The sequence below is a fragment of the Phreatobacter aquaticus genome, from assembly GCF_005160265.1.
Taxonomy (GTDB): Bacteria; Pseudomonadota; Alphaproteobacteria; order Rhizobiales; family Phreatobacteraceae; genus Phreatobacter; species Phreatobacter aquaticus.
In genome coordinates this window covers 1,932,888-1,947,090 of sequence record NZ_CP039865.1, presented here as the reverse complement: position 1 = coordinate 1,947,090, position 14,203 = coordinate 1,932,888, and the positions used below count along the sequence as shown (strand labels likewise).

The following is a 14,203-nucleotide window of genomic DNA, read 5'->3' as shown; positions in this document are numbered from 1 at the left end:
ATGCTTGAGCGGGAGTTCTTGCCGCTCCGGTTATCGAGTTACTTGCCCGAGTAAACGGAGCTAGACGGTAGCCTGCCGATAGAAGTCGGCAGGCTACAGCTTATGCCGCTTGCTCAACGTTGCCCCCCAGCTTCTATCCAGCCTTGAGTTCGTTCCGGAAATTGGTTTGACCGTCTCGGGCGGGTTTAGCGGTGTGGGCAGACGTGGAGCCATTTGCAAGGCGCAGCGTCTGATCCCGCCGCGGATGGAATGTGGCCGGCAAGTCCATCGGCGTCTGCCATCCGAGGTTCGAGTGCGGCCTTGGGGTCTTGTCGTCGAGTTGCCATCGCAAGAGCGCGGCTCTGGCTTCGGTCAGGCCGGAGAACGTCTCGTTCAACAGTTCGTCCGCAGGCGGCCGTTGAAGCTCTCGATGAAGCCATTCTGCATCGGCTTGCCAGGCGCGATGAGTGCCACTCGATCCTGGCCGCGTCAACACACGCCAGGATGGCGTTGGAGGTCAGCTCGCTACCATTGTCGCTGACGATCATCTTGGGCCTGCCGCGCTCTGCCAGCAGCCTGGCGAGCTCGCGAGCGACCCTCACACCCGACAGCGACGTGTCCGCCAACAGTGCCAGGCACTCGCGGGTGCAGTCGTCCACGATGGCCAGCATCCGGAAGCGCCGGCCGTCGGTCATCCGGTCGGCCACGAAGTCCAGCGACCAGCGCTCGTTCGGACGCATCGGGATCATCATCGGCGCCCGTGTTCCGATCGCCCGCTTGCGACCGCCTCGCCGGCGAAACGTCAGCCGCTCCTCTCGATACAGTCGGAACAGGCGCTTGTGGTTGACCTGGAAGCCCTCGCGCCGGAGCAGCACATGCAGACGTCTGTAGCCGAACCGCTGCCGTTCCTCTGCGATGGCCTTCATCCGCTCACGCAGCGAGGTGTCATCCCCGCGCGTGGTCCTGTATCTCATGGTCATGCGGCAGAAGCCGCTGGCTTTGCACGCCTGCCGTTCGCTCACCCCATAGGCGTCCATGAGGTGGGCGACAGCTTTCCGCTCGGCTGCGGGCGTCACCACTTCTTTCCCAAGAGATCCTTCAGCGCGACGTTGTCGAGCATCGCGTCGGCCAGCATGCGCTTCAGCTTGGCATTCTCGTCTTCGAGCGTCCGCAGCCGCTTAGCCTCCGACACGTCCATCCCGCCGAACCGGGACTTCCACTTGTAGATACTGGCGTCGCTGACCCCCTGCTTACGGCACAGGTCCGAAGCCGGCACCCCGGCCTCCTCCTCCTTCAAGATCCCGATGATCTGCTCGTCCGTGAAGCTTCTGCCTTATGCTCTGGTTCTATCGATGGGCCAGAACGAACTTCAAGCTGGATTATCCTAGAGGGGCAACGTCAGACTCTTCAAAGAGCTAGACATTTCGAACCGTCACGCTACCGACGGTCAAAAAACTCGTCATGGGCCTTTCCACGGGGTTGATGTGATACGTGAGCAACCCTACCGTTCAGTTCCGGTCAGAACCGGAACCGTTCGAGGGCGCGATGGCTGAACTTCGATTAGGCAAATATCGGCTTTCGCGGAAGATCATCCCTGGAGATCCCAAGAGGGGTGTTCCCGACCTTTGGCAGGCGGAGGACCTAGGGGATCTTTACTATGCGAAGGTATGGCCAAAGAACGACGGAAACAATAACGAGCTACAGGCTTTATGGAATCGGGAAGTCCGGGGTCTAATGCGCCTCCAAGGCTATCCCGGCGCTTCTGATCTATTTGTGAGGCTGCGTGATCTTGACTCAGACGACAAGCATTTCTTTGCCATATTGGATGGTGGGCGACGTCAGGTCCTTTCCAGAGTTTTGCAAGACCGTAGCCGATATCCGTGGCTGGTGAATCTACCCGAAGTCGGCCGACGTCGTCCGCTCTGGGAAGGGCTGCTAAGGATAGCGGAAGGTCTATCGATCCTCCACCGCGAAGGAACGCTACACCGAGCGCTGTCGTCATCGTCGATATTCGTAAATCCGGATGGGCAGGGTGAATTTCGATTGAGTGGTTTTGAGTGGTCTCTCAGGATAGCGGGACCCGATGGCGGATCTTCTAAGGTTGGCGTAAAGAACCCATTCTCAGCTCCGGAATTAGACAAGCCGGCGGGGGAGTATTCCACCGCAACTGATTGGTACGATTTTGGTGTCGTGGCCGCGGAGTTATTTGGCGCCCCCTTGAAGAGCATCAGAAAGCGGTCGGCGCTCCAGGGCTTGGTGTCTAACCTGGGCAACCTGCGCGAAAGCGAAAGGACCTTCATTGCACGACTCCTGGACGAGAACCCCGAGGAGAGGCTCGTAGAGCCAGAAGAGATCGAGGAACTCATTCAGCAGATCATTGGCGACCTCAGCGCGGTAACGACTTCCCTCAGTAGGGACTTGGTCATGGCGGTGAGGCTCGGTATGGACATAGAGATCGCGCGAACAATCGAAAGTCTCTCCGAAGGCAGAGCTAAGGCAATTGATCCGGTCGCCCAGCGAGATTGGATCCGGACAGATCTACAGGGCGACGTTCGGATCGTCGGACGGTCTGACCCAAAACTCTCTTACATTGTGAAGGGTCAGAAACTCGAATACCGAGTCAGGAACTGGTCGGTAGAGGGTGTTACGACCTGGGATATTGGGTACTGCGAGAATATTGAGCGGCTTCCCAGGGTGAGGCCGGATGATCAGATTTTTGGTCTAGGTCAGCGTCGGATCGACGTCCAACTGCTGCCCCACGTCCGCAAGACCGTGCGATCCATCAGAGACAAGGCCGCCCAGTGGGACAAGACGTTCCCGATCCGGTCGACGAAGTCTATTCAATCAAGCGAACTTCGCACAGTGCACGAATTTTTCCGGGTAACTCAGCAACTTGATACTGTAATAACAATTGCCCAGATGTGCGCCGTTGACGTGGTGGACATCGACCGGCGCAATCACGGCACAACTATAGTGGTCACTCCTGTCCGCGAGCCGGATCGGGCGGAGCTGGCCAGTTACGTCAACCTTTCGTCGCCCCCTGACCAGTTAAGAGACTGGTTTAAGCTAGGCGCAGAGGCGGTAACCGTGGATGACGAGGAAGGGCCGCGGCAGGATATATACTCCTTGCTCGAAAAGCGCTCTATCGGCAACGAAGTCCCGTCGATCAGTTGGAAATTCCTCAAGTCGTGGACGACGCCGTCCGGTCCGAGATACAGTTTCCGGACACAGGGTGTCGCGCCGGTCCGCGAAGGTCGAGTCTATCTAGCCCGCAACCACGGTGGCACAATCGCTCAAATCCGTCGAAGACATAGGGCAATTGAGGATTTGCGACTGTTCGAGGGGCTCTTGCGCCTTTTGGCGGCGCCGGACGAGGTCGCACGGAGCAACTCGGATGACCTCCCGCAACCACGAGCGAAGATAGAACTAGATAAATCGAAGCTGACCGCGCTCGGCCGCCTTTGGCAGATGCAGCCTTCATTCGCGATTCAGGGACCGCCTGGAACTGGCAAGACGACACTGATCAAGGCGTTTGCAGATCGGCTCTTGAACTCAGATCCAACTGCACAGATCTTGGTGACCGCGCATTCGCATCACACGATCGACGACGTCCGTGACAAGCTGTCGAAGTTGTTCCTTGACCAACCGAACTCCCTCCGACCTATCGTATTGAGGCTCGGAGCAGAAGATGGTGACGCAGACGGAACCGAACGAGTAACAGAATCCTTGCTACTGCAACTGAACGAAAGCGACCTGGCGAAGCGCTCCCCGGAGTTCTTGCGAGATCGCCTCGCGTCAACAGTGGTGGACAGGGGCGCGCGCAAAGCGAAAGCCGATACGGACGTGCGCACGATGCAGATCTTGGTGCAGGACGCTGCAAACCTGACCTTCTCGACGCTCAACTCCGCCGAGCTCGCGGACCTAGCAAAGCGGGGACGTCGTTTCGATTGGTCGGTCATCGAGGAAGCTGGTAAGGCGCACGGTTTCGACATGGCGACTGCGCTCCAGGAAAGTCATCGTCTCTTACTCATAGGCGATCACCAGCAGTTGCCGCCCTTCAACGTGAAACGGTTCACCGACCTCCTCGGCGACCCACTCAAGGTCAGAAAAGCGATCCAAGCGGGATCACAGTTCGCCTCATCATCCCTGGTCGACACCTCGTTGGTGGCCGACGACGACGAGCGGGCACCATTCGTTGATCGCTGCGCTCAATGGATTAGGATGGTGAAACTGTTCGAAACTTTTTTTATAAGAAGCATGCGCGGTGGGGAAGATGCGGCGCCTGCTGCAGTTCTTACCGATCAGCACCGCATGCACCCTCACATCGCGGATCTTGTAGGTAAAGTATTCTATCCCGATCAGAACGGTGGGACGATCCTCAAATCCCCGGATGAGACGCACAGACTTTTTTCCAAGCCGGCATCGTACGGCATTCGTAAAGGCTCCTGGCTAACGGATCATAGGATCGTTTGGTGCGACGTACCCTGGGAGCGCAAGGAAGAATTTGCGGAAGGGGAGATTGAAGGGCTATTTGTATCCCGTCCTGAAGCGGAGTTGGTAGTACGAGTTCTTCAGCAGCTTGAAGCCGTTGAGGGCAAATCGTGCCATGTGCAGATCCTGTCGCCATATCGTGGGCAGCTATCTGCCATAAGAACAGCGATCGAAAGATCTTATGCTGATGGTGGGCTCTCCCATATGTTTGAGGATCCGTTTGACTTGCGCCAAGGGAAGCGGATTGGCGCTACGGTTGATGAGTTCCAAGGATCGGAAGCAGACATCGTCGTGGTTAGCCTCGTGCGCAACAATGCACTACTCCCTTGGAAGAGCGTCGGGTTTTTAAAAGAGAAGAACCGAATGAACGTTCTGCTCAGTCGTGCAAAACATAAACTGGTGATCGTCGGGTCGTGGGATTTCTTTGCCTCTCGATGTGATGAGAACACAAGTGACTATGACGAACACGCCTACATCGGTCGCCTCATGGATGAGCTGGGGAAGGCCGAAAAGGCAAACACGGTCTTTCGCGTTAAATACAAATGAAATACGTGTATTTACCCCTATATCGAATGGCAGTAAGCTATTCTTTTAGTTTCGGCCGCCGATGGAGCATCATCGAACATATGCTACTCGTCGAATGTGCTGGAGCGAAACGCACAGCCCTGGAGCTTTCGATAATCTCCAATCTTCCGCAGCGACTTGTGATCGAGGCTCTCATCAACTTGCTGCGCGCCAATTGGGTGGAAGTACGCAGCCAGGATAGCCGAACATATTTCGCCGCAACTGTTGCGGGACGCAAATGGGCGAGTCAGCAGGATCTGCCAGAGCGGCTCCAGAGGGACGTGCGGTGGGACGCGGTTTGCGTTGAACGGGTCACAGGCCACTGGATGCGCGCGGACGACCTAGATCTGGTGCACGAAAGAGACCTCCCTGCGGGTGAAGAAACGATATCGGCCCAGATGCAGACCTTCAAGCCGAACGATGCGGCGCTCCGAGACCTTTTCCGTCTCAACATGGACGAGAGCCTAGAGCCTGAAACTCCACAGTTCCGTCCCCCATCGCCGTATTTTGCGCGGATTGGTATCGCATTTGGAGAGGTCCAGACCGGATTGCCTCCGGGCACACCGATGGCGCTTCGGCAGTTGCTTCTGGATGTCTCGGCGGGAACGACAGATACAGAAGTCTCCGCTTACACACCCAAGGCCCAACCGGCCGGCAGCGTCGCGCGTGACGATATTGGCCCGGACGATCTGATCGTCGGTGGCGATGCGCATTTGGCGATGCTGAAAGAGGCATTGGAAGCTGCACGATCTACGATCGTGATTCACTCGTGCTTCATTAGCCCCAACACTATTCAAGAGCTTTTACCTGATTTGGAGCGAGCAGCGCGACGTCGGGTTAGGATCGAGCTCTTGTGGGGGCTACATAACGATCCCGAATCCAACAAGCCATCCAAGAAAATTACGGATAGCCTGGCGATATTGGCTACCCTGCCACCAGCGGCGAAAAGCAGAGTATGCTTGTCGCCGGACTCATCCGGATCGCACGCCAAGATAATAATCTACGACGATCGCGCTACGCGCAGGTGGGTAACCATCGTCGGAAGCTGTAATTTTCTGTCCTCTGAGTTTGACTGGCTTGAAGTATCGCTTCGCACTCGAAGCCTGCTGTTTGCGACTAAGCTAATGAGCCGGTTGCTGACGAGCCAACTGCCGTCGGTCGGGACATGGAGCGGGACAGCGCGGAGACTCAACGCCATTTGGTCGGACATGCGGCAGCAGTCTCGCGTACAAAGCGAGAGTGGCACCCACTCTATTACGCTCCTAACCGATCGGGATCATTATGCCTGCATCACACACGCTCGGGACGTAGCTAAGAACGACATCGAGTTGGTATGCGACTTGTACGGTCTTGCTGCGGAGATCTCGGTTCTGGTCCCCATGGAGACCGCGGCTAAACGCGGGGTGAGCGTCCGTGTCAAGTATTCGCGTCCAAGTAAATTTCTTCTGCAAGAGGGACATGTACCTTGCGCGGACGAAATTGCAAAACGAGGCATATCAATCGAGCGGCTCGACGATGTGCATGCTAAGTACATCGGTTGGGATGAAGATGATATCGTGATCAGCAGCTTCAACTGGATGGCAACCTCAGTCGACAATACACGTTCGGGCTGTGCCGAGGTAGGTGCTTACGTCAGCGGCCCCGCTATTCGTACGATCCTTGCGACAAAGCTCGCCTGCCTACCTGTAGCGCCCCCTGTTCATGGGTCTCCGCCGGTTGGGCCGGCCAAGCCGAGTTGAGTGCGAGTATTCTCCCAGCTGCGTGACAGCTCGCCATTCAGCTTTTCAAACAAGCGGGATGACAGCGAGATGGCGGCTTGAGCTTTGCTCGTCTCGTATAGGACCATAGCCTGGATGACACGTGCTCGGAACTCCTTGCTTTCACGGTCCGCACTGCCTTGAAATAGCCGAAAAAGGTCGTCGTGAACCTTTTCCACTCGTAATCTCAGCCACTCCATCCGGACAAAGCGCGACAGCAGCTGCTCGCTAAAGAGCACCTGCGCGGCGACGGCAACAATCGCAAGGTCTGTGGCCCTGTAGAGGACAGCGCTGATCCACACGAAAAGATACAATGAGATACGCCAGCGCTCGAAGCACAGCATCCGAGCAACAATTCTTTTCGTAAATAGGGCATTTTCCAGTACAGATGCTCCCAGCCTCACAAAGGCGTCACCGCTCGGGGTGTTATAATAGCCCTCGGATGGGGTCGCTGTCAGCGGAACTAGAAACGCGTTCGAAACAAAGTCTGCGACACGCGCTGCATGTGCCCGGGCGGAAAAGTACACTTTGATCACGATTCCGGACAGGAAATGACATATGACCGAAAGGGCGAATGCCCCTTGAACGAGGTCATAAGCCCGGAGATTCGCGGCGCGGTCCACGAATAGGACGGCAACTGAAAGCGCGGCCGCCAGATAAAAAGCGGCGTCGGAGAAACTCTCGGCGCTGGTGAGTGGGACATAAAATTCGGGACCGACGGGATCCGAGCGCTTCACTTATTTGTCCTGCTAGTGTGGGCAAGAGCACATAAGCTACCATGATAATGTTGAAGAGTCGGCTGGTCGTGATGGCCGAATGGCTTTCCGCAGGCACTGCTCTTTGTAGCCGGCTGGCTCTCGCCCGTCGGTCGTGTCATGAACCACATCGGGCGCCGCGCATGACCCGAGACCGTTTTTCTCCTCCGGTTTGAGGGAGAGACTTGGGTTTGGCCTTAAGCGGCCTGTCTTTCCAGTGTGGGTTTCATTGCGAACTCGGCCGGCGTTACGTTGCCGAGCGCTGAGTGCGGTCGGTGACGGTTGAAGCGCTCTTTCCATTATTTGATGGCGCTGCGAACCTCAGCGAGCGTCGAGAACAGCGTGTCGTTGAGACATTCGTCCCAGAAGCGCCCGTTGAAACTCTCGACAAGGCGCTTGGCATGCGCTTTCCCGGCGCGACGTGGTGCCATTCGACGCCGGTTTGCTGGCATCACCGCAGGACTGCGACCGAGGTCAGTTCCGTGCCGATATCGGAGACGATCGTGGCGGGCTGGCCGCGCCACTGGATGGCAGCATCAGCTCGCGCACGACTGCAGGCCGGAAAGCGAGGTGTCAGCGATCAGCGCCAAGCATGTCCGAGTATAGGCGTCGACGACGGCAAGCGTCCTGAAGCGGCCACCCCGTGGATCCTTCGATACCCAAACCTTCGTCGAACGCCGCCGACGAGATGCCGTGCCCGCGACAGACGTCTTCGCTCCGGCCTCCTGCTCCATCAGCATCCCGATGATCTGCTTTTCCGTGAACCGCGAGGGTCGCGTCGTCCGTCTCCATGGTCGACGGACTCTACCCAACTCTGGAGGAGGTTCAGCGTCATTGGTTATCGTTGAGCCTCGCGTGTACCATTCGGTGGCAGCGTCTTCTATCTATTGCTTGTCGCGTAGAGCAGCGGGCGAACCGAGATACAAAGGGGTTGGGGCAATGACGCTCACATCGGAGAACCTGGTGGGCTACCTGCGAGCAGAGTTTGACAAATCCGGCCGCATCCGAGTTCGACTATTTTTCGTCCAGCTGCTCGCGGCAGTGCCGGCCGCGGTATCGGTCGTTATTCCGGATCATGAAAAGGTAGTGCTTTATTTGCTCGCGATCGCGGCCGCCGTGCTGCTTGTCGCATGGTGGACACTAAATGAATTCTACGTCACAGCTAGGTCTGCTGCCCAAGCCGCTCGCCGAGGCGCGCTACTGCTCGGCGGGCTCGATCAACCCCTATCACCAAGCGAGATACAGAGCCTGCGGGAACGCTTTACGGTCACTTCGGAACGTGCGCGCGAATGTGAAAACCCCGACTACTACGCCACGAAAGAAACTCATGGCCCAGCCCGCCTGGCAGAAATGATTGAGGAATCGGCGCTCTTCAGCGAGTTTCTGCAGCGGAAGAGCGCGCACGTTATGCTTGGTATTGTACTCTTTTTCGGAGCGCTGTTTCTCATCATCGCACTGGTGAGCATCCCGACGATGGAACGCGATACCGGCATGGTGATAGCACGCGTACTCCTCGCGCTTATGGTGTTTGTGTTATCTGCCGACGTTCTGGGTGCGTGGCGGCTACACCGTGCCGCGGCCGAAGAGATTAAGCAGATCCGTAACCGGCTCATGGTCGCTGACCGTGCGGGCTACCCAATGCCCGACGTGCTGCTAGCCTTTGCCGACTACAACTCCGCGGTAGAGGGTTGCCCCGAGAGTGTGCCACTCGTGTACGGCTCCTATCAGAAAGAGCTAGAGCAACGCTGGGCGAAGTATCAGAATGACCGGGCCGCTGCGCGCGCGCAATGGAGGGGCGCGGCGCAATGAAGCACGTAGAGCTGTTCAAGGACTTTCTCAAGGATGCGGTCAACCTCGACGATACGCGTATCAAGTCCATCGAGACGAGTACCGAGGCCATTAAGAATGTTGTGCGAGCGTCGGCGTGGGCGCCGCACGTGCGCGGATGGATGGAACAAGGTTCCTGGGCCCACAAGACGATCATCAAGCCGGTCGATCAGGGCGAGTTCGACGCCGACCTAATCGTCTTCGTACAGCCGGTCGACGACTGGGAGGCTGCGAAATACATCCAAACGCTGTACGACGCGTTCAGGGCGAACAGCACGTACAAGGAAATGGTAAAACGGTGGTCTCACTGCGTCACCATCACGTATGCGAACGAAAAAAAAGTCGATATTGCACCGGTCCTTGTGAACCGTGGGGGCTCTCAACGGCTTGAGGTCTGCAATCGCGATTCAAACCAATTCGAGCCCACGGAGCCACGGCAATACACAGAATGGCTCGTGCAGCGGAACAGCTACTCCGGTGCAAATAGCTTCAGAAAGGTCACGCGACTTATCAAGTACCTGAGGGACATCAAGACGCGATTCAACTGCTCGTCCGTGTTGCTCACAACAATCCTTGGCTATCGCATTAGCCAGGTCGACCAAGGGAGTTCGCTGTTCGCTGACACGCCGACAGCGCTTAAAACGTTGTTTGGCCGGATGGACGACTGGCTGCAGTCGAACCCTCTAAAGCCGGCGGTCACAAACCCATATCTGCCGGATGAAAATTTCGCTGACGATTGGACGGGTGAACAGTACGCAAACTTTCGCGACCAGATCCACAGGTACCGGAAATGGATCGACGATGCATACGACGAGCAAGACCGCTCCGAAAGCATCGCGAAATGGCGCCGAGTGTTCGGCGGTAGCTTTGCCGCCGGTGTCGTGGTGGACGAGGGCAAGTCAGTCGGTCATGTGGTCGTCGCGAATATGCGCAGCAACTTGGTTGACGCATCGCATTTCGCAGGCGATCTGGTAGATGCAATCAAGCGCTTCGGAGGCAGCATACTGCCGGCGAGCTTCAACCGGCGGCCGTACATGGAGGCTCCACGCTGGAACAAGGCCCCTGCCAATCAGCAAATCCTGGTTACGGTGCGGGCCGATTTGCACCGCAACAACCTCGGTACGCAGCGTGTGAAGGAGATTCAGTCGCTAGAGTCGCTAGTAGCGGGCAACTGGCTACACTTCCGGGCGACGACAAGAATGGGATTACCCTTTCTTCCGGCCGAGCACACGGTCATGTGGCGCGTGACCAACACCGACGAGGCAGCAGCGCGGGAGAACGCTCTGCGCGGCAAGCTCGAGAAGCCAGAATCAGACAACTGCCGCTGGGAGCATCTTAAATACCGAGGCGTGCACTTGGTTGAAGCGTTTTTGATCCTAAGGCGGACGAATCTAATTGTTGGCCAAAGCGAAGCTTTTCGCATCATGATCGAGTAGGCGTGTTGCGAGATATTGTAACGTTCCGTTCGCCGCCGGTCGGGCAAGTCGCGACTTCGGCTACAAACGAAACGTCGAAGCTCAAGGAAGAGAAGCCCTTGGGTCGCGGGAGCAAGCGCCCGCTGCGGCTTCGGCATGCCCTATACCCAAGCGGCGTTGATCTATGGGCGAGGAGTCAAACGGCATGTGGGGCGCGATCGTTTGTCGAATTGTCGGGACCACCTCTGTGTTCACAGTGCTCCACGGGATCTGATCGGCATTGAACTCAACCGTACCGCCCACGCCGTTCTCGGCAGGAGCATAAAATAACCACCGAAAGCTCCGGGGGTCCGCAGCGGGTCCGCCGGCCAAGCTGGTGCGAAGGAGAGAAGCATAGCTTCTCATAACACCCTGAACAGTCAGGGGTATTTGGTGGGTGATGTAGGGCTCGAACCTACGACCCGCTGATTAAGAGTCAGCTGCTCTACCAACTGAGCTAATCACCCGTCCCGTCCGCGACCGAGGCCGCTTCACGAGAGGGCGGTGACTATCAGAGACATCCGCCCATGTCCAGAACGCTGTCGCAGGTATTTTCAGCATCGTGAACAATTGGCCGTCTGGCTGCCCTGTTCAGGGCGTGGGATCGGCCGGCCAGAGCCAAGCCGCGCCCCGAACGCCTGAGGAATCCCCATGGGTCGGCGGTCGGATCGGCGTGGTGAAGGCATCGGAGAACACATAGGGGCGCACGGCAGTCGGAAGGTCGGCATAGAGCCGCTCGATCTTGCCCATGCCGCCCCCGAGGATGATGACGTCGGGGTCGAGAATGTTGACCACGTGGGCGAGGCCGCGCGCGAGGCGGTCGAGATAGGCGTCATAGGCCGCGACCGCCGGAGCCTCGCCAGCGACCGCTTCCGCAATAATGGCCTCGGACGAGGTCTCGCGGCCGGTTTGACGCTTGAAGTCCGAGGCAAAGGCCGGGCCGGACACCCAGGTCTCCAGGCACCCCTTGCGGCCGCAATAGCAGGTGGGCGCGCGGACGACCTCCTCCACGGAGGGCCAGGGCAAGGGATTGTGCCCCCACTCGCCGGCAATGAGGTGACGACCGGGGATGATCCGCCCGCCAATGATGATTCCGGCGCCGACGCCTGTGCCGAGAATGGCACCGAAGACCACGTCGGCCCCCCTGCCCGCACCGTCCACGGCCTCGGAGAGCACGAAGCAATTGGCGTCGTTCTCAACCCGCACAGGGCGGCCGAGCGCGGCGCCAAGGTCGCGATCGAGCGGCTGTCCGATCAGGACTACGGTATTGGCGTTCTTGACGAGGCCCGTCGCCGGCGACACGGCGCCGGGAATGCCGACGCCGACGGTCGCGGTGACGCCGAGCTCCGCCTCGGCTGCCCCGACAAGGCTGCTGATGGCATCGACAATCGCGCGATAGTCGTGCCGGGGGGTCGGAACCCGCCGGCGCAGGCATTCCCGGCCCTCATCGTCGAGGGCCAGGATCTCGATCTTGGTGCCACCGAGATCGATGCCGATGCGCATGCCTGTGGCCTTACTCGGCTGCTTCGATGCCGCGCTGGGGATGCAGGCGCTCGCGCTTGGCGATCAGCTTGTTGAGCGCCGAGAGGTAGGCCTTGGCCGAGGAGACCAGCGTGTCCGGGTCGGCGCCCTTGCCGGTATAGGTCTGGCCGGCCGCCTGCAGGCGAACGGAAACCTCGGCCTGGGCATCCGTGCCCGCGGTGACGGCGTGAACCTGGTAGAGTTCCAGGATCGCCTCGTGCGGCACGATCGCCTTGATGGCGTTGAACACAGCGTCGACCGGACCGTTGCCGGTGGCCTGCACGGTCTTGTGCACGCCATCGAGGTCCAGCGTCAGGGTTGCCGCCTGTGGGCCCATCGTGCCGGCGACCACCAGCAGCGACATGACCTTCATGCTGTCCTGAGAATGGGCGATCCGCTCGTCGACGAGAGCCTCGATATCCTCGTCGTAGATCACCTTCTTCCGGTCGGCGAGCTCCTTGAAGCGGAAGAAGGCATCTTCCAGCTGGTTGTCGGTCAGCGAGTAGCCGAGGTGCTTCAGCTTGTCCTTGAAGGCGTTGCGGCCAGAGTGCTTGCCCATGACCAGCGAGGTCGCCTTCACGCCCACCGAATCCGGCGTCATGATCTCGTAAGTCTGGGTGTTCTTCAGCATGCCATCCTGGTGGATGCCGCTCTCATGGGCGAAGGCGTTCCGGCCGACGATCGCCTTGTTGTACTGCACCGGGAACGAAGTGACGGTGGAGACGAGCTTCGAGGCGCGGGTGAGCATCTTCGTGTCGATGCCGCACTCATAGCGGAAGATGTCGTTGCGGGTCTTGATCGCCATGACGATCTCTTCCAGAGCCGCATTGCCGGCACGCTCGCCGATGCCATTGATCGTGCATTCGATCTGGCGGGCGCCGCCCTCGACGCCGGCCAGTGAATTGGCCACCGCCATGCCGAGATCGTTGTGGCAATGGACCGAGAAGATCGCCTTGTCGGAATTCGGCACGCGGGCGCGCACCATCTCGAACAGCGCCTTGTATTCGTGGGGCGCGGTGTAGCCGACAGTGTCGGGGATGTTGATCGTGGTGGCGCCGGCCTTGATGGCAGCCTCCACGCAGCGGCAGAGGAAGTCGTGCTCGGTGCGCGTGCCGTCCTCGGCCGACCATTCGACATCGCCGACATGGTTGCGGGCGCGGGCGACCGAGGCGATCACCATCTCGAGGACCTGATCCGGCTCCTTCTGCAGCTTGTGCTTCATGTGCACAGGCGACGTGGAGAGGAAGGTGTGGATCCGCGGCTTGACGGCGTGGCGCACAGCCTCGCCGGCGCGGTCGATGTCCGCCATGCCGGCCCGGGCGAGACCGGTGACGGTGGCGTTCTTGATGCGCTTGGCGATGGCGACGACCGCCTCGAAATCGCCGTTGGAGGCGATCGGGAAGCCCGCTTCGATGATGTCGACGCCCATTTCGTCGAGCAGGTCGGCGACCTGCAGCTTCTCCTCGAGCGTCATGGTGGCGCCGGGGCACTGCTCGCCGTCGCGCAAGGTGGTGTCGAAGATGACGACGCGGTCCTTGGAGGAAGTGGTCATGATGCTGATCCTTCGGGTCTCTGCCGGCGGCTGCGTCTCAGGCGCATCGCTTCGCCGGCCCGTGTTTCGGGTGCGGTGGCTGTTCCCCTGAGCGCCAAGGCCGATCGGCCCTGCCGGTGCTCAGGGGCGAATAAGAAGAAGCAGCGAAAGCGAGGGCGTGGCGCCAAATGCGCGAATGCGGATCGGTGCAGTGGCACGCGCGATCGGCAAAGACGTTTCCTCGGTCAAGACGCGGGCTTTGCGCCCGCTGTTCCTAATCTGCCTAGCCGATCCCGGGGGATGGCGCAAGCACTAAGGAAGAAT

At 59.0% G+C, this 14,203-nt stretch carries 7 protein-coding genes, 1 tRNA gene and 2 pseudogenes; 4 read left to right on the top strand and 6 right to left on the bottom strand.

The window, feature by feature from the left end; translation table 11 throughout:
• Window positions 1-133 precede the first annotated feature (133 nt).
• Window positions 134-1,303 (bottom strand): annotated as a pseudogene (locus E8L99_RS09070) (IS3 family transposase); the annotation flags it as partial.
• A 167-nt stretch (window positions 1,304-1,470) separates the two neighbouring features.
• On the opposite strand from E8L99_RS09070, the gene E8L99_RS09065 reads away from it, so the two are divergent.
• Both E8L99_RS09065 and E8L99_RS09060 read left to right on the top strand, forming a co-directional pair.
• Window positions 1,471-5,016 carry an AAA domain-containing protein gene (locus E8L99_RS09065; protein ID WP_252511303.1) on the top strand — a complete coding sequence of 1,182 codons (3,546 nt, stop codon included), beginning with the start codon at window positions 1,471-1,473 and terminating at the stop codon, window positions 5,014-5,016.
• A 26-nt stretch (window positions 5,017-5,042) separates the two neighbouring features.
• Complete coding sequence (locus tag E8L99_RS09060; protein ID WP_168201614.1) at window positions 5,043-6,773, top strand: phospholipase D-like domain-containing protein; 1,731 nt, start codon at window positions 5,043-5,045, stop codon at window positions 6,771-6,773.
• Here E8L99_RS09060 and E8L99_RS09055 read toward each other — a convergent pair.
• Together E8L99_RS09055 and E8L99_RS24060 are read right to left on the bottom strand one after the other, a co-directional pair.
• Window positions 6,734-7,528 (bottom strand): hypothetical protein, encoded by a 795-nt coding sequence (locus E8L99_RS09055; protein ID WP_137099231.1) that lies wholly within the window; start codon window positions 7,526-7,528, stop codon window positions 6,734-6,736. The two genes, E8L99_RS09060 and E8L99_RS09055, sit on opposite strands and share 40 nt — an antisense overlap.
• Window positions 7,529-7,743: 215 nt before the next feature.
• Window positions 7,744-7,977: pseudogene (locus tag E8L99_RS24060) on the bottom strand (integrase core domain-containing protein).
• 508 nt (window positions 7,978-8,485) lie between these two features.
• Here E8L99_RS24060 and E8L99_RS09045 point away from each other — a divergent pair.
• On the top strand, window positions 8,486-9,355 hold the full coding sequence (locus E8L99_RS09045; RefSeq protein WP_137099229.1) for a hypothetical protein: 870 nt from the start codon (window positions 8,486-8,488) through the stop codon (window positions 9,353-9,355).
• Window positions 9,352-10,809, top strand: coding sequence for an SMODS domain-containing nucleotidyltransferase (locus E8L99_RS09040; RefSeq protein ID WP_137099228.1), 1,458 nt, complete (start codon window positions 9,352-9,354; stop codon window positions 10,807-10,809). Before E8L99_RS09045 ends, E8L99_RS09040 begins: the two co-directional genes overlap by 4 nt.
• A gap of 409 nt (window positions 10,810-11,218) precedes the next feature.
• On the opposite strand, the gene E8L99_RS09035 is transcribed toward E8L99_RS09040, so the two are convergent.
• The 3 genes from E8L99_RS09035 to E8L99_RS09025 all read right to left on the bottom strand — a co-directional run bounded on the left by E8L99_RS09035 (window position 11,219) and on the right by E8L99_RS09025 (window position 13,900).
• A tRNA-Lys gene (locus E8L99_RS09035) sits at window positions 11,219-11,294 on the bottom strand.
• A gap of 124 nt (window positions 11,295-11,418) precedes the next feature.
• Entirely contained in the window at window positions 11,419-12,330 is a 912-nt protein-coding gene (locus E8L99_RS09030; RefSeq protein WP_137099227.1) for an ROK family protein, read from the bottom strand.
• A 10-nt stretch (window positions 12,331-12,340) separates the two neighbouring features.
• On the bottom strand, window positions 12,341-13,900 hold the full coding sequence (locus tag E8L99_RS09025) for a 2-isopropylmalate synthase (protein WP_137099226.1): 1,560 nt from the start codon (window positions 13,898-13,900) through the stop codon (window positions 12,341-12,343).
• Between the last annotated feature and the right edge of the window lie 303 nt (window positions 13,901-14,203).